The following is a 22,108-nucleotide window of genomic DNA, read 5'->3' on the forward strand; positions in this document are numbered from 1 at the left end:
TACTATTATTCGTCTTCGTCGTTATCATGTGTGGCCGGACGAGGCTGATAAACCGGAATTGTTATCAAAAACTCAGTGTAATCGCCCTGTTCGCTTTTTACTTCTACCGTTCCTTTATGGTTCAGCACCACTTCTCGGCATATATAAAGTCCTATGCCAGCAGCCTCACTGGTAGGTTTGGTGGTAAAAAACGGCGAATAAATCCGTTCTTTTATATTATCTGCAATACCAATACCATTGTCACGTATGGTTATCTGCAATTTGTCTCCGTCGACCTTTAGTTTCAGAAGTATTTCCGGATTAAAAGCCACCTTTTCAGTTTTCTTTAACACGGCATATAAAGCATTCTGGAGTAAACCGAACAGCACATTGCTCATTTGCTCCATATTAACCTCCATCATCAAAGACAAATTCAAACCGTCGAAAATAATATTGATTTTCTTTTCTTCTATTTCTTTTTCATATGATTTCTTCAGTTTATCCAGGGTAATACGGCATAAGTTGTTTATATCCGTTTGTGTTGTATTGCCACGGCGGTCTTTCAACAACTCTTCCATTGCCTTTACAATGCGTACAGTATTAAAGCCATGTTCCGATATTTTACCCAGATTGCCTTCCATCATATCCAGCAAATCCAAAGAGTCGTTATACGTATCTTTAGAAAGCCGTTCTTTCTCTTTTTCCAGGTTTTCCCTCAAATCCTTTATTAATGTAGAGGACAGGCTGGAGAAATTATTGATATAATTCAATGGATTCAGAATACGGTCTACCAATCCTTTTGTGAGCTGTCCCACAGTAGCCATCCGCTCCTGCTGCACCAGTTCATCCTGGGCCTCAGCCAAAGCAGATAAGGCAGCCGCCAGCTTCTGGGATTCTTCTTGAACAGCATCACGTTCCGAGCGTATTTCCTGGGTACGTACCTCCACCTCTTTCGCCAACTGTTCTTTCTGCTTTAACTTCTTACGATAGTTCGATTTATATATCTGTATGATAACAAGCGCAATGGCAATAGCCGGCATGATGCCATGCCCTACCTCAAAAACACCGGCCGTCTCTGCAATCAGAATAGCTGCAAATACAACCAGTCCTGCAGTAGTCAAACGTTCCGACCGTTTGATCTTGCCTTGAAGTACCTTTATTTCATCATTTAAGCTTCCCATACCATGCTCCCTCCTTTTTTACTGATAAATAGGCATTGTGATGGTTACTTCCGTGAAACGATCTTTTTCTGAAGCAATTTCAATCTTACCCTTATGGTTCGATACAACTTCACGGGCGAGATATAACCCCGTCCCGGCAGCTTCCGCCGTTGTTTTCGTTGTAAAAAACGGAGAAAAGACTTTTGGTTTGATATTGTCATCTATGCCTACTCCATTATCACGTATAATTATTTGCAGATTATCGGCCTTAATACCCATAAATAACGAAACAGCCGGTATATATTCGGACGAACCGGATTTCTTCATTACAGCATACATACTATTATTCAGAATATGTTGTAAAGATTTTCCTATCTGATCTATATTCAATTCCATAGTCAGCGGGGCAGACAGTTCCGAAAAATGAATAAGAATCTGGTTACGTTCTATTTCTTCTTTATAGTTTCGTTTTAATATATCCAGGTTAACTTTACAAAGTTCATTCACATCCACAGTCTTACGATTGTCTGAGCGATCTTTCAAAAGCTCTTCCATAGCCTTTACTATCCGTACAGTATTAGCTCCGTGTTTGTAAATTTTATCCAGGTTGCTACCTAATAAGACAAGTAGTTCAGCCGAATCATTAAAGTTGTCGTGGTTACCATTCTTCAGGTCATTTTCCATATTGGCCTTAATATCCTTTGCCAGATTTACGGAAAGGCTGGCAAAGTTATTAATATAGTTCAACGGATTCAGAATACGGTCTACCAGCCCTTGTGTCAATTGTCCGATAGAAGCCATCCGCTCTTTTTGCAATAACTCGTCCTGTGCATCCGCTAAGGCTGTTAATGCTTGCGACAATTTCTGGGATTCTGCCTGTATCGTATCCCGCTGGGAACGGAGTTCATTTGTCCGGGCTTCCACAATATTGGAAAGAAATTCTTTTTTCCTCAAACTAACTCCCGTGAAATATTTATAAATATAAAGCGCTATAACAGCTCCTATCCAATAATAGGCAAGATCATACTTCTCCTTAAACACCAAAACAGCAACTCCTGCCAATCCGATCATAGAAAGGATTTCGAGAACCCGTGTGCGTAACCGAAGATTTTCTATCTGTTTTATATTTATATCACCCATCCTGTTTTATCCCGTTTACTAGAAATTAATATTTACGCCAGCCATAGCGCTAAAGCTTTGCAACGGATAGCCGTAAAGTACCTCATATTTCTGGAATAAAACGTTATTCAACTTAACATACACACCAAAAGTATCATTAAAATTATATGTTCCCGTCAAATTAAGCTCATTAATATTATCCATCTTTACAGACTTGTATCCAAAAAGCTCTACATAACGTCCGGTAGCTAAATAATAGTCTAAGGCAATAGTCAACGGTTTGAACGGATGAATCGATACACCCGCATTAATCTCCATCTCCGGTTTACCCCATGCATGTTCCAAATCTCCCGAAGCTCCATCCCAACTGCTGCCGTATTTGGCTTTCCAGTTATTATAAACGCCCTTCAATGAAACATCCAGCCATTGATAGTTATATTTCAGGTTTGCTCCTGCAAAGAAATGTTTTGTGTCTATACCGCCCATCGGCTTCGTATAGTTGCCGAACTCACCCTCACGGTAAAGACGGGAAGGCAGGAATAACACATCATCGCTTGTAATTTTATATCCGGCAAACACATCAAACCAAAATCCATTGGCAACACCACTCTTGATACCTAACGTTGCATCCAGCCAGTTACGGGATGGAGTAACCTCTTCCGTAGGATCCATATAACGGTTAATCAACGACATATCATACATACTGTTAGAGTATAGCTTTCCGCCGGCTATGGCATATAATACGGTCTTATCCGCCACCTCCATATCAAAAGCGACGTCCGGGCTAACCATCATTTTACTGTCGCCGCCGGTCACAAACATGACATTCACTCCCAATTTCAGGTTCCAATTGTCTCCTTCCACCTTATAGTAAGGAGAGACACGTCCTTCCGCATGATTTTCGAAGAATAAATATTCCTGTGTGCCATTCGTGGGCAGGCTGTAATTAAAGTATTCAAAATTACCGCCTAATCCGATCTTCTGATTACCTCCAAAACCGGCATTCAGATCAAATTTCACGTCAAACGTATTCTCTGTCGGACCTTTCTGGTCTTTGCTCAGTGCATATTTATGAGAAAAATTGGTATAACCCAGATCAAGCAGATAACCAAAAGGAGCATTTTCCTTCGATTCCACACCTGCATTAAACTGAATGGTCTGGTTTACCTGGTTGGTAGTACGATCGGGTTCATATCTTTCTATCGGCGCAATCGATTGAACAGGGTCAATCATAGGTAACCCGTAGTAGTTGAATGCCGAATAACCATACTTCGCACCTAACAGCAAAGACAGTTTTTCAAAATTATGCCTGAAGTTGATGCCTGCCAGGTTATCATTCAATTTGGCTTTTACTTTCTCATCTTCCTGAATATACTTTACTTTTCCGTTTGTCGAACGATGTGAGTACCAAACGTTCAGTTTGTCTTTATCCGTACTCAATATATGATAGCCTATATCTCCATTCAGATTCAAATACGTCCCGGCGCCAAAATTAAAATAGCCGCGACGTTTGTTGTAAGCCATTTGCGTCATAATATTACCCGAAGGCAACAAGCCTATTTCTTTAGCCGGATCGGCCGGAACCGTAAAGGTTGCATAATCAATAGGTATTTTACGGACAACAGGCTCTTTTACAACAGGCAATGTGTTTACCTTATTCGCATCCTGTACAGAAGGGTCGTATTCACGTTCCAATGTCATTTCACGGTTCAGATTTTTATCCTTATCCGTTTTATTCTCTTGTGCGCCGACTGTGGTTACAGTACCCATCATAGCAAGCACACACAACGTTTTTACACTATATATCGTCTTCATCGTAATCTTTTATTTCTTTAATTTACCCAATCTGTCTTCAATCATACCGGCAATATCGTCGTTACCTTTATAGTTGTTTTGCAAACTAGTCAGATACTGGCGTGCCTGTACATCGTCTCCTTGGCGGATATAAATATCAGCCCACAAGATAAAGCCGCGTGCCAACCAATATTGATGCGGTGTCCCGTTCTTAGCAAAATCTTCAAGAACCTTTTCCGCATTCTTATCATCATTGGTATCATAATATAATTGAGCCAACAAATATTTAGCTTCCGCACCATGAACAGTACGTGTATCTTTACTAATCTCTTTCAGGTCGGCAAGCGCCTTACTGTCCTGCTTCAAAGAAATGTATGCTTTAGCACGGGCATAACGGGCTTCTGCGCTCACTTCCGGCGAAAGCTTGGTTTCTTTCAATAATTCTTCTGCAGCCAAAAGAACTTCTTTCGGTTGGCCGGTAAACTGGGCGGAGCGCATAACTCCAAGTTTTGCAGCCTGTTTATTTTCCGGATTTTCAGCTATGAACTGCAAACGTTTGAAAGTTTCCAGAGCAGCCGGATAATCTTTACTCAGATATTCTATCTCAGCCTTACGGGCAACCGATTCTTCCATAAACTTCGTATCGCCACTCTCAACAACCAGGCCAAACAAGTGTTTTGCTTCGTCATATTCTTTCTTTGCAAATGCGATACTTGCCAGGTAGAAGTTTGCGTTTGAACTGAATGCGCCTTGCGGGAATGTTTGTAAATAGTTAGTAAGGCTTCTGCGTGCGCCTTCGTTATCACCACGCATAAACAACTTTTCTGCAGCCAGATAAGTCAATGAATCCTGCTCGCTTACTTCAAAACGGACATTACCTCCCAAAGAATTGGCATAATTGGCAAACGAATTAATGTCGTTTAATTCAATATATACGGATTTCAAATCTTGCAAAGCAACTTTTGCTTCATCACTTCCGGGATAGTTACTTATAACCATCTTATAAGCCTGAGCTGCTTTCTCGGGTTGATTGTCATTAAAATAAATCAAACCTAACTGTACGCCTGCTTTGCGTGACAAGCTGCTCTGCGGAAACTTTTGAATCAAAGACTCGAACGTCTGTGCAGCTGCCTTATTGTTATCCAGCAATACATACGAACGTCCTTTTTCAAACAAAGCATCATCTATATATTGTGATTCCGGAAATTCACGTATCAAACGATCCAGAATACTAATCTTTCCCTGATAATCTTTCTGCAAACCCAATACGAAAGCCTTTTGATACATTGAATAATCTCCGGCAGAAGGTTCCAACTGGGCCGCACGGGAATAATTGTCCTCGGCTAATGCAAATTGACGGTTATGGAATAAACAGTCTCCAATACGGTTATACGCATCAGCCAGTGAAGCCGTATTATTACTGTTTTCCATATCTACATACTGACGGAAACGGCTCAATGCATTATCATATTCTTTTAATTTGAAATAGCTATATCCCAGGTTATAATAAGCCAAAGCATACATATCCGTATTACGTTGGCCATTATTCAAATATGTCCTGTAATCAGATATGGCTTTTTCATATTCACCCTGGCGGTAATAGCATTCGCCACGCCAGAAATAAGCATCATTGCGAGCTTCCATATTATAAGCTCCCAATGTTATGGCACGGCTGAACAGATCTATTGCCTCATCCAATTTCACATTGGCGAAAGCCTGCGTTCCCAACTGGAACAGAATATCCTGTTTTGCCTCTAATATTTTAATACTCGGATGTTTGATTTTATTAATCGAAGTAAGAGCCGCCTGGTAATTCTTAGTAGTAAGATAGACTTCTACCAAATAGTCGTTCACTTTATCAGCATATCTTGAATTCGGAAAGTCGTTCAGAAAATCTTCAAAGATCGTAACCGATTCCCCAAAACCGGTAAAGGCTGTTTCATGGATCAGCAGTGCATAATTATACATGGCTGTTTCCTTAATCTGCTGATCATAAGAAGATGTGGCAGCTGCCTCAAACGCCATACGGGCATTGTTCTTATCATTCAGTTTCAGATAAGACTGACCTAAATAAAGATAAGCATTCTGAGTCAGTGCATCATTCTCGCCAACCGTACGTCCCAAAGCATTAACTGCACTACTATAGTTGCCTTTATCATAATAACATACTCCCAGGATATATAAGTCTCCGCGCAAAGGCACATCGGTTGATGAAACATATTTACTCAACATAGCGATGGCTTTGCTTTGGTCTCCCATATGGTAATAAGAGTTACCAAGCATGCGATATACTTCCGCATTATTCTTACTATCCGGATAAGAAGAGAGAAGTTGCTCCCCTTCTTTTACAACTCTTTCATATTTGCTTTGGATAAAATATATCTGTGTGATATAATACAACGATTGCTCACGATAGGCAGGAATTTCCTTCAATCGTGAAAATTCGGCAAGCGCGGTATTGTATTTAGCCGTTGCATAATCGATATAAGCCATATAATACGCAGCTGCTTCGCGATACTTGGCCCCAACTTGTTCGATACGGGCAAAATAACCTCGCGCCTTTGCCATATCGCCCATTTGCAACAAGGAATAAGCTAAACGAAAACTATAAGTTTCCTGTTGTTCAGGATTTAATACGTCTATATTGGATTCGCCAAACCAAAAAATGGCTTTCTGATACTCTCCGCGTCCGAAATGAACGGAAGCAATCAGATAATTGATTTCATCACTGTGACGAGACGAAGGATAGGTCTCAAGATAGTCTTTTAATAATTCGTCGGCATTTGGCCGGCCCTGTTCGTAAGCGGCATACACTAACATATAATCGGCTTCCTGAATCAAATCGGCATCCGTCGAATGCTGTTTATAAGCCTCCAGCTTATCAATACAGCCAGGGTAGTTTTTTAAACTAAACAATTCTTTGCCTTCTACGAATAAACGGTCGGGCGCTTCGAACTGATACGACCGTTGCCCGTTTGCCACGTGACTTCCCAGTACCAGACATAGCGGAATAAGTATTCTCTTCATCACTCATTTGCTTTTAAGGACAGACACTTATAGTACCTGTTTGTTCTAAATTGCAAATATAGAGAATAAGCTGCAAATAAGAAGCAAGTTATTTACAAAAATGAATATAACGATCCACACCTTTTTTTATAGAACACAGTCCAAAATCGTCCGGATTTAACTTCTCCGGGGAAAGTATAATAATCTCGGCAGCATCGTCTTCGGCAGAGGCCAATTCAAAATTATCGACATGACATTCAAAAAACATATCCACCGTATGCACATCGAAGCCACAATACGGATAAATATTCGGCAATGAAAACAAATACTTGCAATTGGTTATGGTCAATCCGGTTTCTTCTTTTACCTCGCGACAAGCAGCATCTTCGGCCGTTTCATGTAAGTCAACAAAACCTCCGGGCAAATCGAGTGTTCCTTTTGCAGGTTCTTTAGCGCGCCGTACTAATAACAACTCACCTTTTTTATTACGGATAAAACAGGCAACAGCAGCAGACGGATTGAAATAATAAATAAAACCACAGGCCGTACATTTTTTCGCTTTTTCATTATGCTGCAGAAATGTTTTTGCTCCGCAAACCGGACAATAAGCAAATTTATCTAACGGATGTTTCATACTAAACGGATGATAAATAACAAGCCGCACCCCTATATAAATACAAGATGCGGCTTGCTTTGTAATATCTGCGCAGTACGCAGATATAAATTATTATTATAATGAAGGATCCTGAGTTTTTACTTCCCAACCCAAAGCGCTGGCACCTAATACAGCAGCATCGCTTTCTTTCAACTGTGAGAATAATATTTTAGTTTTACCTTCAAATACTTTCAGCATATTTGCTTCCATAGCATGTTTGATTGGTTCCATAATCAGATCACCTGCTTTTGTAAGACCACCAAACAGGATAATTGCTTCCGGACTAGAGAATGCAACAAAATTAGCAAATGCTTCGCCTAACATAGCGCCTGTTGTTTCGAAGATTTCAAGTGCCAGTTTGTCATTCTTCATTGCTGCATCATACACGTCTTTTGAAGTAATATCAGAAGGATCGAGTTCACGTAATAAACTTTCATCCTTGCGGATTTCCAGATATTCGCGTGCCGTACGGGCAACACCTGTTGCTGATGTATAAGCTTCAAGGCATCCCTGACGACCACAACCGCACTGACGACCATTACGACGTACAATGACATGGCCTAATTCACCGGCAAAACCATCATGGCCATATACCAGATTTCCGTTAACAACAATACCGCTACCTACACCAGTACCTAATGTAATCACGATAAAATCTTTCATACCACGGGCTGCACCATAAGTCATTTCTCCGATAGCAGCAGCATTAGCATCGTTTGTTAAAGCAACAGGTATACCGCCAACTTGTTCGCTGATTAACTGAGCCAAAGGAATTTTGCCTTTCCAGGGAAGGTTCGGGGCAAACTCTATACAGCCATTAAAATAGTTACCATTAGGAGCACCTACACCAATACCTTTAATCTTTTCAGGACCGCCGGCTTGTTCTATAACCTGCATAAGTCCCTGGCCTAAAGCTGCTACATAATCTTCAATATCAGCATATTTGCCAGTCTTTATTGAACTACTGTACAAAACTGTACCTCTCGCATCTACTACACCGAAAACTGTATTGGTACCACCTATATCAATACCTACTACATAAGGCTTCTCCATGATTTTATATTTACGATTAATAATGATTTCTTTTTTTATTGGAAGCAAATATAAGAGGATTATGATAAGCTGCAATACGTTTTTCAAAAAAATTTACTCCAAATGTCATATTTGTCGTGTTTTATAGCAAACTTATGCTACGTAACATTGTTATATTATAATGGACAAATCCGTCATTTTTCTTCTCTGTATGTTTATTATTTCAACGGAAGAATTTCAATCCAATAGTCATCCGGGTCACAAATAAAATACAGTCCCATACTCGTATTTTCATAACATACGCAATCCATTTCTTTATGATATTTACGAACTTCATCATAATTTCCGGCTACACGGAAACATAAATGGCTTTCATTATCTCCCAATTCATAAGGATCCGTACGGTCACGCAACCACGTCAATTCAAGCGAAAAACCTGTTTGCCCGTCGGTCATATAGACCAATACAAAAGAACCGTCTTCTGCCTCTTTGCGATGATGTTCTTTCAACCCCAATGCTTTACTATAAAATGAAATACTTCTGTCCAAATCCAGAACATTGATATTAAAATGATCAAATCTACCTTTTATTTCCATAATATCCATATTTTAAATAACTAAAAATCGGTTCCTTCTCCACAAACGGATAACAGCACATAACGAACGCCTTTCGATTCGGCATAGGGAGCAAAAACTTCCACTTCGGCCGGGCGTTCCCAAAAATGCATCGGTACAAATACATCCGTTTGTATACGGTCGATGAATTGCTGGGCTCCCCGCATAAAATCGGTACCTAAACGTGGATCAACCGGAAACATAACCAGATCCATCTTATCCGTATCTTTTGCGATAATATCCAGTTCCTGCAAATAATATTTTTCGGCTTCTCCTGCCTCAACCGGCATCGATTCATCTTTCCAATGCCAGTTATTCAAGTCGCCGGCATGAAAGATTATCCGCTCTTGCGCCTTAATCAAAAATGAAACACCAACATCTGTAGACCCAAAAGCTTTAATTGTCAAATTATCATCCTGATAAACTTCTCCTTTCCGGATATAGAAAGCATCCTCAGATTTCGCTCTCCTGCGTTTTAAAATATCTTTGGAAAAGATATATTGAATATCCTCTTTCTGTTCCTTCCACTTCAGAACCTCCGGATTAAAGTGATCGGGATGAAAATGGGACGATAACACATATAATTTTCCGGGGCGATGCAACAAACAGTCATGAACATAGCCTTCATCAGAATCATTTGATGTGTCACGGTAATAATCTATTACAATAGAAAATCCTTCTGCTAAAATAGCAAAGCCGCTATGATAAATATAAACGAGTCTCATTTCTTTTCGATCTTTTTCTATAGAAAACAGAACTACTTGTTTAGTTGTTGTTGCTTATCGCTACAAACTTAACTAAAATAAAAATTATATCTATAAACAGCTTTTCTAATTCATCGGGATGTTTTTATAAAATGATCGGGATGAAATAAAAAAAACATCCCGATGAATTATTTTATGTTTCTGAGACAAAGCAAAAAGCTTTGTTAATATTATATAATTATTAGTACCTTGCGATACAAGGTATTTTAAGGATTTCTATATTTGCTCACATAAATAAAAATATTTGCCTGGATATGTAACTTTTTCAGTCAACTGTACGTCTAATAAAAATAACTACATAACAAAATATGATGATCCAACTGAAAGGAATTAACAAAACGTATTTCAACGGAGCACCGTTGCACGTTTTGAAAGGAATCGACCTAGATATAGAAAAAGGAGAAATGGTGTCTATCATGGGAGCTTCCGGATCAGGCAAATCTACCCTGCTAAATATTCTTGGGATATTAGATACGTACGATAGCGGTACATATACCCTGAACGGTCAGTTAATCCAAAATCTAAGCGAGACACGCGCAGCCGAACTCCGCAACCAGATGATAGGATTCATCTTTCAGTCGTTTAATCTTATATCTTTCAAAAATGCTATGGAAAACGTAGCATTGCCCCTATATTACCAAGGCATAAACAGAAAGAAAAGGAATGCAATGGCCATGGAGTATCTGGACATGGTAGGTTTGAAAGACTGGGCCGAACACATGCCTAATGAAATGTCGGGAGGGCAAAAACAACGTGTAGCCATTGCCCGTGCTCTTATTGCCAAACCTCAGGTAATATTGGCCGACGAACCCACCGGAGCACTTGACAGTAAAACAACTGTAGAAGTTATGGAACTACTTCGCCAGGTTAATCTTTCGGGTATGACCATGATCATTGTCACCCATGAACAATCCGTAGCTGACGCTACAAACAAAATAATCCGCGTAAAAGACGGTTTAATAGAAACAATAGAAAAAGGTAAAGCCCATGTTTGATTTCGACAATTTCAGGGAAATATTCGGAACTATCCAAAAGAATAAGCTGCGTACCTTCCTGACAGGATTTTCCGTTGCCTGGGGTATTTTTATGCTTATCATCTTGCTGGGTGCCGGAAACGGGCTTCGGAACGGTATCTTACATAACTTCCGGAATATGTCTACCAACAGAGTTTCGGTATGGCCAGGCTACACCACTATGCCCTATAAAGGCATGCCAACAAACCGGAGTATCAAATTCAAAGACGAAGACTTGATACAAATAAGGTATGATCATCCGGAAATAGACCTTGTCAGCGCTGTTGTTTACCATACAGACACCTTGTCGGTAGGCGAAGAATATGGGACATACTCCACGCGTGCTGTCTTCCCGGCGCATTCCATCATCGACAACATACAAATGCTAGCCGGCAACGGGCGTTTTATCAACGATATAGACATTAAGCAAAAACGGAAAGTGATCGTAATCAGTCCTCGTATGAAAGAAGTTCTGTTTAAATCGGAAAATCCGCTGGGCAAACATATCAATGCCGGAAAGATTGTCTACCAAGTGGTAGGCGTTTATAAAGATGAAAATAACAGCAACGATTCGCCAGCTTATATCCCATTTTCCACCGGACAAACGTTATACAATTCCGGTTATGGAATCGGACAAATTTCTTTCTCTTTGAAAGGATTGAAAACAAAAGAGGAAAACGAGGCTTTCGAAACCCGCTTCCGTGAAAGCATGGGCAAGCGCCACCATTTTGACCCGAACGACAAAGGTTCGCTCTACATGTGGAATACAGCAGAAGAATTTCTGATGCTAAACGGTATGATGAACGGCATAACTCTTTTCCTATGGATTATAGGTATCGGAACATTAACTGCCGGTATCGTAGGCGTAAGCAACATTATGCTGATTACCGTACGTGAAAGGACAAAAGAGTTCGGCATACGTAAAGCTATCGGAGCCACACCGTTTTCCATATTGAAGCTTATCATCGTAGAGTCCATTCTGATCACAGCCCTATTCGGCTATATCGGCATGGTTCTTGGCATCGGTGTCACCGAAGGCATTAATTACGCAATGGAAGCAATGAATATAGGAGGATCCAGTTCGGGAGACGACATGAGTATATTCCGCAACCCCACCGTAAGCCTGAGTATCGCTTGCGCAGCAACCGGATTGCTTGTGCTGGCAGGTGTACTGGCCGGATATTTCCCGGCGCGCAAAGCAGTTAAAATAACGGCTATCGAAGCCATGAGAACAGAATAAAGTAATTCATCATTCAATACGAAAGAATCATGTTTGATATAGACCGCTGGCAAGAGATATGGATCACCATCACCCGCAACAAAACAAGAAGTTTGCTTACCTGCTTCGGCGTCTTCTGGGGAATCCTTATGCTTGTATTACTATTAGGTTCAGGTAAAGGAATGCAAAATGGTATATTCAAAAACGTAAATGGTTTCGCTACCAATTCTTGTTTTTTTTACACAGACCGTACAGCCGAACCTTACAAAGGATACCGTAAAGGACGTAACTGGAGTATGCGCAACCGCGACCTCGAAGCCATCAAGCAAAAGGTACAAGGCATCAAATATATTTCCCCTATGCACTGGGGGCCTCAGGGAAACAATAATGTAGTGAAAGGCCAGAAAGCAGGAAGTTACAACGTACGCGGCGTATATCCGGATTACTTTAATATCGAAACACAACATATTTATTACGGACGTTTACTCAATGAAATAGACCTTCAGGAAAAACGCAAAGTCTGCCTGATAGGTACCCGCGTTTACGAAGTATTATTCAAGCCAGGCGAAGACCCGACCGGACAATATATCCGTGTAAACGGAATTTATTACCAGGTAGTAGGCGTGATAAAAGCCAAGCCACGTGCCAGTATCGGAGGCCGCACAGAAGAAAGTGTTATGCTTCCTTTCAGCACCTTGCAGCAAGTAACGAACAACGGAGACAAGTTCTGGTTTCTGTGTATCACCGGCGAAGACGGCTATTCATGCGACAAGATCATGGATGACGTAAAAACACTGCTAAAGGCTCAAAACGAAATCTCTCCTACCGACCCGCAAGCCGTTGGTAGTTTCAGTATAGCCAAACAGGCGGAAACATTCAATATGTTGTTTCTGGGTATAGACATCCTTGTATGGCTGGTTGGTATGGGAACCCTGCTTGCCGGTATCATCGGAGTAAGCAATATCATGATGGTAACGGTAAAAGAGCGGACAAAAGAAATCGGCGTGAGGCGTGCACTTGGAGCCAAACCAGCCAATATTATCACACAAGTAATGAGTGAAAGTCTTGTACTGACAGCTTTAGCAGGATTAATCGGGCTGGCACTGGGCGTGTTCCTGCTGGATGTGGTAAACCGGGTATTGGAATCGGGAGGCAGCAATAGCGATACATTCTTTACAAACCCGGAAATCAACATCAATACAGCAATAGCAGCAACAATTATCCTTTTATTCAGCGGATTGCTGGCAGGACTGATTCCTGCATGGCGTGCAATGCAGATCAAAGCGATAGATGCTATACGGGAAGAATAAACTGAAAATAAATAAAACAATAAAATAAAGAAATCACATGAAAAAGATTGTCAGAATCGTAGTCCTCGTACTGATTGGAGTAGCTGTTATCGGTACATTCTATTTCTTATGGCAGAAATCGCGGCCGGTTATCACCAAATACGAAATAGTAACCCCCCAAAGAGATACAGTCGAGACAAAAACCGTAGCCACCGGCAAGGTCGAACCACGTGACGAAGTCCTTATCAAGCCCCAGATGTCTGGTATCATTTCCGAAGTATTAAAGGAAGCCGGACAGATGGTAAAAGAAGGTGAGATTATTGCCAAGATCAAGGTTATCCCAGAAATGGTTCAGCTGAACAGTGCCGAATCACGCGTACGGGTTGCAAAGATCAGCATGGAGCAGATTAACGAAACTTACAAACGCGATAAACAACTATTTGACCAGGGAGTCATTTCCAAAGAAGATTATCAGACCTCTCTTGCCAACTACAAGAAAGCAGAAGAAGAAGTTGATAATGCGCAGGATGCCCTGGACATTATCCGCGAAGGTATTTCAAAGAAATTCGCCGCTTCCAGCACAACACAGGTACGATCCACTATCACGGGTATGATACTGGATGTTCCTATCAAGGTGGGAAACTCCGTTATCCAGTCCAACACCTTTAACGATGGTACCACCATCGCATCTGTAGCCAACATGAATGATATGATCTTCAAAGGCAAGGTGGACGAAACCGAAGTAGGACGTATTCACGAGGGCATGCCTATCAAACTGACGGTCGGAGCATTGGAGAGCCGCAAGTTCGACGCTATGCTGGAATATGTGTCGCCTAAAGGAGTAGAAGAAAACGGAGCCATCATGTTCGAAATTAAAGCTGCGGCCGAAATCCCCGAAGACGCGTTTATACGTGCAGGCTACAGTGCCAATGCCGAGATCGTATTGAAGCGTGCCGAAAACGTTGTCACCGTACCGGAAAGTACCGTACAATTCAGAGGAGACTCTGCTTTCGTTCAAATCGTAAAGCAGGAACAGCCGGAACAAATATTTAAAGAACAACCTGTCAAAGTAGGTCTTTCCGACGGTATCAAAATCGAGATTAAGGAGGGGCTGACTGAAAAGGATAAAATACGCGGTGCTGCTATAGAAGATAAAAAATAAAACAGCTAAAGACATGAAACAAATAATACCCCTGGTTGCCGCATTATTCCTTTCTTCGGGAATACAAGCGCAAGAAACTAAAAAGCAATGGACACTGGAAGAATGCATCCAGTACGCCATAGAGCACAATATCGACCTGAAACAAAAGGAAGAAGAGCAGGAAGCCCGGAAGGTAGACCTGAACACCAGTAAATTCAGCTGGCTCCCGGCAGTAAACGCCAATATGGGACAAAGTTTCCAGTTTGGCCGTTCGAGTACAAAATCAGGATTGATCGTAGACCAGAGTGCAGCCAATTCTTCTGTTGGGATCAACCTGGATATGCCGATCTTCGACGGATTGAAAATACCCAATGACATAGCAGCCCGCAAGCTGGATCTGAAAGCTGCCATAGAAGACCTCAACAAAGCCAAAGAGGACATCTCCATACAGGTGGCATCATATTACGTGCAAGTGCTCTATAATAAAGAACTGCTCAACATAGCCCTGCTGCAGGTCGACCTGGACAAAGAACAGATCAATAAAACAGAAGCCATGGTAAATGCCGGGAAGGTACCCCTTTCGCAGCTATACGACATCAAAGCACAGCTTGCAAAAGATGAAGTAACGCTAACCGAAGCACGCAACAACGTAGCCCTGGCACTGCTCGATCTGGCACAAAGCCTGGAGCTGGAGCGCGAAGACAAAAGTTTCGACATCACCAATCCGTTAGTAGACGATGTGATCGAAGCAAACATGTCAAGCATTGTTCCACCGGAACAAATCTTTGCCAACGCCGTTACCTTCAAGCCCCAGATCAAGCAACAGGAATTTTTACTGGAAAGCCAGAAAAAGATGCTCAACGTAGCCCGTGCGGGTTATTATCCGAAATTAAACTTTGGAGCCAGCTACAGCAATGGTTACTATCATACCAAAAGCGGAGGGGAAGAACAGATCGTCAATCCTTCTTTTGGCGATCAGATGAAGCAAAACGGACAGAAAGTAGTAGGCTTTACATTAAGTATTCCGCTATTCAACCGTTTTCAGGTGCGCAACAATGTGCGCTCGGCACGTATCAATATCCGCAACCGCGAGTTAATGATGGAAAGCACCAAAAAGGTACTTTATAAAGAGATACAAAAGGCTTTCTATGACGCCACTGCCGCTCAGGAGAAATACCGTTCGTCGGACAAGTCGGTCCTGGCAACCCAGGAAGCATTCAAATATGCCTCAGAGCGCTACAATGCCGGAAAAAGTACCGTATTCGAATTCAACGAAGCAAAAACAAAGTATGCCCAAAGCCTTGCCGAACAGGCGCAGGCTAAGTACGACTTTATTTTCCGCACAAAAATTCTCGACTTCTACAACGGTACTCCAATTACGCTTTAGTAAATATACATCGCAAGAAAAAAGAAGGGACTGCCCGGCCATTTGCCGGGCAGTCCCTTCTTTTGTATCTCCTCCAAAGCTTGTCGGATGAGTTACCTCCACAAACGGAGGGCCTTCTTCGTGTTCTGACGACTGTAAAACACGCGTTCCTTACCTCCTGCTTTTGGCACACCCCCTACGGGGTGCCCTGCGGGTTATTTTGCTATCAACCGGGCACTATAAACAGGCTTGCTAAAGTCCAGCACAATGGTATATGAACCGGCCGTCACGGTGATATTATCTCCACCTGCCACCAGATTATCGAACGAACCTCCGAAATTGTCTGCCCAGTCATCGTTTGCACGGAATTTGAGCGTACCGTCCTTCAGTTTGATGTCCAACTTCAAGGTCATATCGCCCGGATCATAAATAAGCTTCGTGTCGCTATCCCAACCTGTAGGAGTAGCATCGCCTATTACACCCCAGGCCATCGGCCTGAGAGAATACGTCAAGTCGTTGGTATTTACTTTAGCAAAATAATAAGCGGCCGGGACAGTGATATTGCCACCGGTTTCCGAAATCTGTCCGGCGGCTGCTCCAGCTCCATAATTGGTACCGTCCCAGTTAGACTGGCTGGTGAATTTAAACTCACCGTCCAGATATACATATCCGGAATAAATGCCATCGCTGTTCAAAGAGTACAAAGGAGCGGCCGCTTCAGGTTTCCATCCCTGGTGGTTGCCCGGAGTATAAAGCATTGGATATACTTTTTCCCCGGAATAAGGCGTAACAGTCAGCTGTACCACATTGGACAGACCCGATTCGTAATTAGACAATCCGGACAATGTTCCGATTGAAGAAACAACGCGGATTTCTACAGAGGCCGGTTCTCCGGCCGGCTGGTCGCGATTCAGCAGTTGCTTGTTGATATCGCTTGTTTTGATAGCCATACTTGTCTCATTGGTCGTACCCAACGAAACCATCTTTTCAAAATTATTGCCGGCCATATCCATCTGCACGTCGTAAGTGATAGCTACCTGAGCGCCAAAATCGGCTTTGTTCCAGGTTAACATCGTCATCGTTTCATCCGCGTTTTCAAGTGCCAACACAAACTCGCTGGGCGAAGGAGCTACCAAAGTAGCCGGTGTCGTAGCTCCAATTACCGGATCTGTCGTATCTGAACAGGCAGTGAAAGCCAAGCTCCATATACTAAGAAACGCAATTAATGATATCTGAATCTTTTTCATTATAATCTGTATTTAAAGATTGAAAAACTGTGAATTAATAACCGTCATTTTGTTTCAGATTTGTGTTAGAACCGATGTCGTCAGACGGAAGCGGGAATACTTTGTACATATCTTTCACGCTGGTTCCCTGAGCAACGCCTCCCTTCCAAGGCCATAAATAGTCGCTTCCCGTAAATTTGCCATAGCGTATCAAGTCGGTACGGCGATGAGCTTCATAGAAAAATTCACGTCCTTTTTCGTCTAACAAGAAGTCTAATGTCAATTGGGATTGTGTGATAGGAGCAACCGATTTGTCTTTGTAAGCCCGCTCACGGATGGCATTCACATATTTCAGGGCTGTAGCTTTGTCTCCTCCCGTACCGCCACGCAATACGGCTTCGGCGTAGTTCAGATAAATTTCGCCCAGACGGAACATCGGGAAGTCCACCCATGCCTCTTTACTTGGAGGCAGAGAACCGTCTTTATTGACGTTGTAGAATTTTACAGTTGGTATGCCATTGTCTTTAAATGAGAACGGATCTACAATTTCGTTGCTGCTTGTCAGTTCAGGATGCAGCAACGCTTTACGTGAATCCTGGTCAGAAGCTTTCTCTTTCTCAAAAGTTGCCAACAAAGAAGATTTGGCACGAACACCCTGCCAGGCGTCTTTTGCATTAATTTCGTCCATCAGTTCTTTTGGTTCGAGGCCACACAAAAGGAAGGTCATACCACCCCAAGTCATCGTCTGGTCTCCCTCATAACGAAGCGGGAAAATCATTTCGGCAGAATGGTCGTTGTCAGCCTTGAATATTTCCAGATAATCTGAGCCTAATGCATAACCGGCATTGATAACTTTGTTGCAATACTCGATACACTCCGTATATTTAGGCTGTCCGATATACACTTCGGCATTCAGATAAAGGCGTGAAAGAAGCGACCAGGCTGCCGCTTTATTGGCTTCGCCGTAAGTGGTGCTAAAACCAACCGTAGGTTCGGATAGTCCTTCTTGGCATTCTTTCAATTCCTTTTCGATATAATTAAAAAGATCGGCCGCCATAATTTGTTCGGGCAAGACATTGCCTATTTTACCTTCTTCCGTCACAAACGGAACATTGCGATAAAAGTCCAAAGTATAAGCATACGCTAAAGCCCGAAGAAAACGGGCTTGAGCACGATAACTCAATATTGAGTTAATTGTCTGATCGCTACAGCCGCGTCCTCTAAGTTTATCTTCCGTCGTTTCACGTAAAAAAGCATTGGCGACATTGATCTGATAGTACAAACGGTAATAAGAACCTTTGATCCATGGATTGGAAGCCCCCCACGTCACATTATTGAAATCAGGAATGCCGGGATCGTTCCATGCACAATGGGCTTCATCCGTTGTCAGCTCCTGCATATTCCAGGTACAACGAAGAAATGAAGCCTGGCTTCCGCCATCGATACCGGCAACGTCCTGATCAGCATCGCCCCCGGAATTACCGCCAATCACGAAACCGGCATAAATTTTAGCCAATGAACCGGTATAAGGTGCCAGGTCGCTGCCAAAGGTCGTTTCCGACACCAATTCATCCTTTGACAAAGGTATTGTATCCAAATCGTTTATACAGGAATTTGTGCTCAGTGTCAAGCCCAATACCATTACGGGAAGAATATGTTTATATGTTAATGTTTTCATAGATGTCCTATATTTTAAAAGTTAACGTTTAAACCAATCATATATACGCGGGGTCTTGGATAGATGTTATTATCCATACCTGTATTATCCTCAGTAGTGCTTGTCTTGCCGATTTCAGGGTCCAGGCCGTCATACTTGGTGATCACGAACGGGTTCTGAACTGTTAAATAAACACGGGCTGTCTGGCCTGCTTTAAAGATTTTATCGAACGTATATCCCAATGTTATATTATCCATCCTGAGGAAGGAGGCATTCTGTACATAATAACTTGACAAAGGCTGTGAAATCTGGAAGTTTGTCTTATCGGCACCTTTGATACGGTTCTTCAGGAAGCCGGTCTGATCGTACATCTGCGATCCGCCCCAAGCTTCACGGTTGGACTGGATATTGTTATAAACATAATTGCCGAAACTGGCACGTAAGCCAAAACCTAAATCCCATTTCTTATAAGAGAGCTGTGAAGTCAAACCCAGAAATACATCGGGAGCAGCTTTTCTGAAACAGATCAAGTCTTTCTCATCGATCTTATTGTCATTGTTCTGATCCACATAAGCACCTTCGATCGGATTGCCTTCCGCATTGTAAACCTGTTCGTATACGTAGAAGGAGTTGAACGGACGACCTACCTGATGAATCATCGCCGTATAACCGGTTGCACCGTCAATGCCCGAATGTTTAACGCCGACATAGTTCGGATCGTCGTTAATAGTCAGTTTCGTGATCTTGTTTTTGTTATAAGACAGGTTGAATCCCAAATCCCAGCTCCAGTCCTTCGTTACGATCGGATGTGTATTCAAGGTAATTTCAAAACCTTTATTTTCCAATTCACCTACGTTAGTCAGTAATTCGTTGCTAAAGTTAGCTCCTGCAGGAACAGCTACTTTATTCAGCAAATCTTTGGTCTTACGGAAATAAGTATCAAAACTACCCGTGACACGACCATTCAGGAAACCAAAGTCAAGACCAGCATTCCAAGTTGTTGTTTCTTCCCATCTCAAGTCTGCATCATAGGCTTGCGGAGCAAGCAAATTTACTTTTGTATCGCCAAAGAAGTAGTTGGCACCGGCTTTGCTATATTGGTATCTGGCCATATAAGGATAATCGCCGTTACCCAGGTTTTGCTGTCCGGTAATACCCCAACCTAAACGAAGCTTCAAGTCAGAAAGTACGGAAACATTTTTCAGGAAAGTTTCATCCTTCATTTTCCAGGCTAAAGCAGCAGAAGGGAAAACACCCCAACGATTATCCTGGCTGAAACGAGAAGAACCATCATCACGCAGCGTGAATGTCAACAAGTAACGACCTAGCAATGTATAATTCAATCGTCCGAAGAAGGATACCAGATAGCTTTCTGTTTCATAGCTTTTACTGTCTTTATAATCCGTCTTCCCCTCTTTTTCAGCCATTGCGGCAGAATAGGGATAAGCATTTTCAGTCTTCGAATAGAAATGCTGCCAGGAGTAACCGGCCATTACATCTATATTGTTAATGCCGAATTCTTTTGCATAATTCAAATAGAAATCCAACAGGTGCGTACGTTTCAACTGATAATAATGTTCATTTTCACCCCAGCCTGCTTTATAGTTGCCCGTGTTATAGCTGATAGAAGAGTTATCGAGGATTACCTTATTGCCATCACTCTTAGATACATCATAAGCTACGTTCAAATTGGCTCTTAAGTCAGGGAGGAAGTGGAAGCGGTAATCTATCTGTGCATTACCAATGCTTCTGTATACGTCCGATTCATCAAATTTTTCTTCCAACTGCGATAATGAGTTAGGAATGGCAATACCGATCGGAGTGGTAGACATTGACCCGTCGGGATTCTCTATTTCCGAATAATCCATGTAGTATCCATTGCCAAATGGAAGATTAGAAGTTGCATAAACCGGTTTCGTCGGGTTAAACTGAGTAGCAGAACCGATAGCTCCTGTATCTGCAAAGCGATTTTTATTATAGATACCTTTTACATTTAACTGAATATTCAACTTTTTATCGAAGAAGTTCGGATTCAGGTTAATGGCACCTGTTGTACGTTGCATGTTAGAAGTCTTCAAAATACCATTATCCGTAGTATACGAAACCGACACACGGTAAGGCATGTGAGGAACAGCTCCTGATACGCTAATGTTATGGTCTGTACTAAGGCTTGTTTGGAATATTTCATCCTGCCAATCCGTATTGTACTCACCCAAGGCAGCAGCCTGAGGGCTTGAAGTTCCGTATTTACTGATCACAAAATCACGGAATTCGTCGGCACCCATCACATTCACTTTCCCGGCACGGGTATTGACAGAAAATGTCCCGTTATAGCCTACTTTTATTTTACCTTCTTTTCCGGTCTTTGTAGTAATCAAAATAACACCGTTAGAAGCACGAGAGCCATAAATAGCCGTTGCAGAAGCGTCTTTTAAGATCGTAAATGTAGCAATATCGCTTGGGTGAACCGTTAACAACGGGTTGGACATACCGTCAATACCCGTATTATCCACTGGCACCCCATCAATTACGATCAACGGATCATTGCTGGCAGACATGGAAGAACCGCCACGAATACGAATCGTTGCTCCTGCACCCGGAGCACCGCCTGTGCTGACAACACTGACACCGGCAGCCTTACCAGTCAACATATCTGTTGCCGAAGAAGCTGCACCCTTTACCATTTTGTCAGCATCAAGAGCAATTACCGACCCCGTAACATCATTTTTCTTCACTTGTCCGTAGCCAATAACAACTACATCCTGCAGTACTTGTGTATCATCCTTTAACGTAATGATCATCGAAGCTGTCGCCGGTAGTTCCTGCTGTTGATAACCAATGAAAGAGATGACAAGGATATCGCCTTTCTTTGCGTTTAGCTGAAAGTTACCATCCATGTCGGTTGTGGTTCCGTTGGTCGTACCTTTCACTACAATGTTGGCACCAATAACCGGTTCGCCGGTTGCGTCTTTCACAATCCCCTTAATAAATGTTTGCTGGGCAAACATGCTTACGGAAAAGAGCAGACTCATGATTAGCATGAATAGAATTTTACTTTTCATGTTTATGAATTT

Annotated in this window: 16 protein-coding genes; 5 read left to right on the plus strand and 11 right to left on the minus strand. The window is 42.1% G+C overall.

Going from position 1 to position 22,108, the window contains the following annotated elements:
* Window positions 1–5 precede the first annotated feature (5 nt).
* From ACYIB7_RS13400 to ACYIB7_RS13435, 8 genes are all read right to left on the minus strand, one after another.
* Window positions 6–1,160, minus strand: coding sequence for a sensor histidine kinase (locus tag ACYIB7_RS13400; RefSeq protein ID WP_480337411.1), 1,155 nt, complete (start codon window positions 1,158–1,160; stop codon window positions 6–8).
* 18 nt (window positions 1,161–1,178) lie between these two features.
* A complete protein-coding gene (locus tag ACYIB7_RS13405) occupies window positions 1,179–2,279 on the minus strand; it encodes a sensor histidine kinase (RefSeq protein WP_480337412.1) in 1,101 nt (366 codons plus the stop codon).
* A gap of 18 nt (window positions 2,280–2,297) precedes the next feature.
* Window positions 2,298–4,073, minus strand: a complete 1,776-nt coding sequence (locus ACYIB7_RS13410) for a TonB-dependent receptor (protein ID WP_480337413.1) — start codon at window positions 4,071–4,073, stop codon at window positions 2,298–2,300.
* 9 nt (window positions 4,074–4,082) lie between these two features.
* On the minus strand, window positions 4,083–7,079 hold the full coding sequence (locus tag ACYIB7_RS13415) for a tetratricopeptide repeat protein (RefSeq protein WP_480337415.1): 2,997 nt from the start codon (window positions 7,077–7,079) through the stop codon (window positions 4,083–4,085).
* Between the two features lie 88 nt (window positions 7,080–7,167).
* Window positions 7,168–7,692 carry an NUDIX domain-containing protein gene (locus ACYIB7_RS13420; RefSeq protein WP_103982715.1) on the minus strand — a complete coding sequence of 175 codons (525 nt, stop codon included), beginning with the start codon at window positions 7,690–7,692 and terminating at the stop codon, window positions 7,168–7,170.
* A 96-nt stretch (window positions 7,693–7,788) separates the two neighbouring features.
* Entirely contained in the window at window positions 7,789–8,766 is a 978-nt protein-coding gene (locus ACYIB7_RS13425) for an ROK family protein (RefSeq protein ID WP_099464404.1), read from the minus strand.
* Window positions 8,767–8,963: 197 nt separating this feature from the next.
* Window positions 8,964–9,341, minus strand: a complete 378-nt coding sequence (locus ACYIB7_RS13430) for a VOC family protein (protein WP_103982717.1) — start codon at window positions 9,339–9,341, stop codon at window positions 8,964–8,966.
* Between the two features lie 20 nt (window positions 9,342–9,361).
* Window positions 9,362–10,084, minus strand: a complete 723-nt coding sequence (locus ACYIB7_RS13435; RefSeq protein ID WP_480337417.1) for an MBL fold metallo-hydrolase — start codon at window positions 10,082–10,084, stop codon at window positions 9,362–9,364.
* Between the two features lie 350 nt (window positions 10,085–10,434).
* Between ACYIB7_RS13435 and ACYIB7_RS13440 the strand changes: the two genes are divergently transcribed.
* The 5 genes from ACYIB7_RS13440 to ACYIB7_RS13460 are packed head-to-tail and all read left to right on the plus strand — an operon-like array spanning window position 10,435 to window position 16,172.
* Complete coding sequence (locus tag ACYIB7_RS13440; RefSeq protein ID WP_099464863.1) at window positions 10,435–11,118, plus strand: ABC transporter ATP-binding protein; 684 nt, start codon at window positions 10,435–10,437, stop codon at window positions 11,116–11,118.
* Window positions 11,111–12,376, plus strand: coding sequence for an ABC transporter permease (locus ACYIB7_RS13445; RefSeq protein ID WP_099464406.1), 1,266 nt, complete (start codon window positions 11,111–11,113; stop codon window positions 12,374–12,376). The genes ACYIB7_RS13440 and ACYIB7_RS13445 overlap by 8 nt, the downstream gene beginning before the upstream one ends.
* 29 nt (window positions 12,377–12,405) lie before the next feature.
* Window positions 12,406–13,665 (plus strand): ABC transporter permease, encoded by a 1,260-nt coding sequence (locus tag ACYIB7_RS13450; protein ID WP_103982719.1) that lies wholly within the window; start codon window positions 12,406–12,408, stop codon window positions 13,663–13,665.
* Window positions 13,666–13,702: 37 nt separating this feature from the next.
* Entirely contained in the window at window positions 13,703–14,806 is a 1,104-nt protein-coding gene (locus tag ACYIB7_RS13455) for an efflux RND transporter periplasmic adaptor subunit (RefSeq protein ID WP_103982720.1), read from the plus strand.
* Between the two features lie 13 nt (window positions 14,807–14,819).
* Window positions 14,820–16,172 carry a TolC family protein gene (locus tag ACYIB7_RS13460; RefSeq protein WP_103982721.1) on the plus strand — a complete coding sequence of 451 codons (1,353 nt, stop codon included), beginning with the start codon at window positions 14,820–14,822 and terminating at the stop codon, window positions 16,170–16,172.
* Between the two features lie 194 nt (window positions 16,173–16,366).
* On the opposite strand, the gene ACYIB7_RS13465 is transcribed toward ACYIB7_RS13460, so the two are convergent.
* Genes ACYIB7_RS13465 through ACYIB7_RS13475 form a run of 3 tightly spaced genes read right to left on the minus strand, consistent with a single transcriptional unit; the run spans window position 16,367 to window position 22,096 of the window.
* Window positions 16,367–17,398: a SusE domain-containing protein gene (locus ACYIB7_RS13465; protein ID WP_480337418.1), complete on the minus strand. Its 1,032-nt coding sequence runs from the start codon at window positions 17,396–17,398 to the stop codon at window positions 16,367–16,369.
* 34 nt (window positions 17,399–17,432) lie between these two features.
* A complete protein-coding gene (locus ACYIB7_RS13470) occupies window positions 17,433–19,055 on the minus strand; it encodes a RagB/SusD family nutrient uptake outer membrane protein (RefSeq protein WP_103982723.1) in 1,623 nt (540 codons plus the stop codon).
* 14 nt (window positions 19,056–19,069) lie between these two features.
* On the minus strand, window positions 19,070–22,096 hold the full coding sequence (locus ACYIB7_RS13475) for a SusC/RagA family TonB-linked outer membrane protein (protein WP_480337420.1): 3,027 nt from the start codon (window positions 22,094–22,096) through the stop codon (window positions 19,070–19,072).
* Between the last annotated feature and the right edge of the window lie 12 nt (window positions 22,097–22,108).

Source organism: Parabacteroides sp. KHUB-03 (assembly GCF_056640975.1).

What these genes read in the sequence shown, in the direction of transcription:
- ACYIB7_RS13400 (WP_480337411.1), bottom strand. Translation starts at nt 1,160, where the DNA reads ATGGGAAGCTTAAATGATGAAATAAAGGTACTTCAAGGCAAGATCAAA.
- ACYIB7_RS13405 (WP_480337412.1), bottom strand. Translation starts at nt 2,279, where the DNA reads ATGGGTGATATAAATATAAAACAGATAGAAAATCTTCGGTTACGCACA.
- ACYIB7_RS13410 (WP_480337413.1), bottom strand. Translation starts at nt 4,073, where the DNA reads ATGAAGACGATATATAGTGTAAAAACGTTGTGTGTGCTTGCTATGATG.
- ACYIB7_RS13415 (WP_480337415.1), bottom strand. Translation starts at nt 7,079, where the DNA reads ATGAAGAGAATACTTATTCCGCTATGTCTGGTACTGGGAAGTCACGTG.
- ACYIB7_RS13420 (WP_103982715.1), bottom strand. Translation starts at nt 7,692, where the DNA reads ATGAAACATCCGTTAGATAAATTTGCTTATTGTCCGGTTTGCGGAGCA.
- ACYIB7_RS13425 (WP_099464404.1), bottom strand. Translation starts at nt 8,766, where the DNA reads ATGGAGAAGCCTTATGTAGTAGGTATTGATATAGGTGGTACCAATACA.
- ACYIB7_RS13430 (WP_103982717.1), bottom strand. Translation starts at nt 9,341, where the DNA reads ATGGAAATAAAAGGTAGATTTGATCATTTTAATATCAATGTTCTGGAT.
- ACYIB7_RS13435 (WP_480337417.1), bottom strand. Translation starts at nt 10,084, where the DNA reads ATGAGACTCGTTTATATTTATCATAGCGGCTTTGCTATTTTAGCAGAA.
- ACYIB7_RS13440 (WP_099464863.1), top strand. Translation starts at nt 10,435, where the DNA reads ATGATCCAACTGAAAGGAATTAACAAAACGTATTTCAACGGAGCACCG.
- ACYIB7_RS13445 (WP_099464406.1), top strand. Translation starts at nt 11,111, where the DNA reads ATGTTTGATTTCGACAATTTCAGGGAAATATTCGGAACTATCCAAAAG.
- ACYIB7_RS13450 (WP_103982719.1), top strand. Translation starts at nt 12,406, where the DNA reads ATGTTTGATATAGACCGCTGGCAAGAGATATGGATCACCATCACCCGC.
- ACYIB7_RS13455 (WP_103982720.1), top strand. Translation starts at nt 13,703, where the DNA reads ATGAAAAAGATTGTCAGAATCGTAGTCCTCGTACTGATTGGAGTAGCT.
- ACYIB7_RS13460 (WP_103982721.1), top strand. Translation starts at nt 14,820, where the DNA reads ATGAAACAAATAATACCCCTGGTTGCCGCATTATTCCTTTCTTCGGGA.
- ACYIB7_RS13465 (WP_480337418.1), bottom strand. Translation starts at nt 17,398, where the DNA reads ATGAAAAAGATTCAGATATCATTAATTGCGTTTCTTAGTATATGGAGC.
- ACYIB7_RS13470 (WP_103982723.1), bottom strand. Translation starts at nt 19,055, where the DNA reads ATGAAAACATTAACATATAAACATATTCTTCCCGTAATGGTATTGGGC.
- ACYIB7_RS13475 (WP_480337420.1), bottom strand. Translation starts at nt 22,096, where the DNA reads ATGAAAAGTAAAATTCTATTCATGCTAATCATGAGTCTGCTCTTTTCC.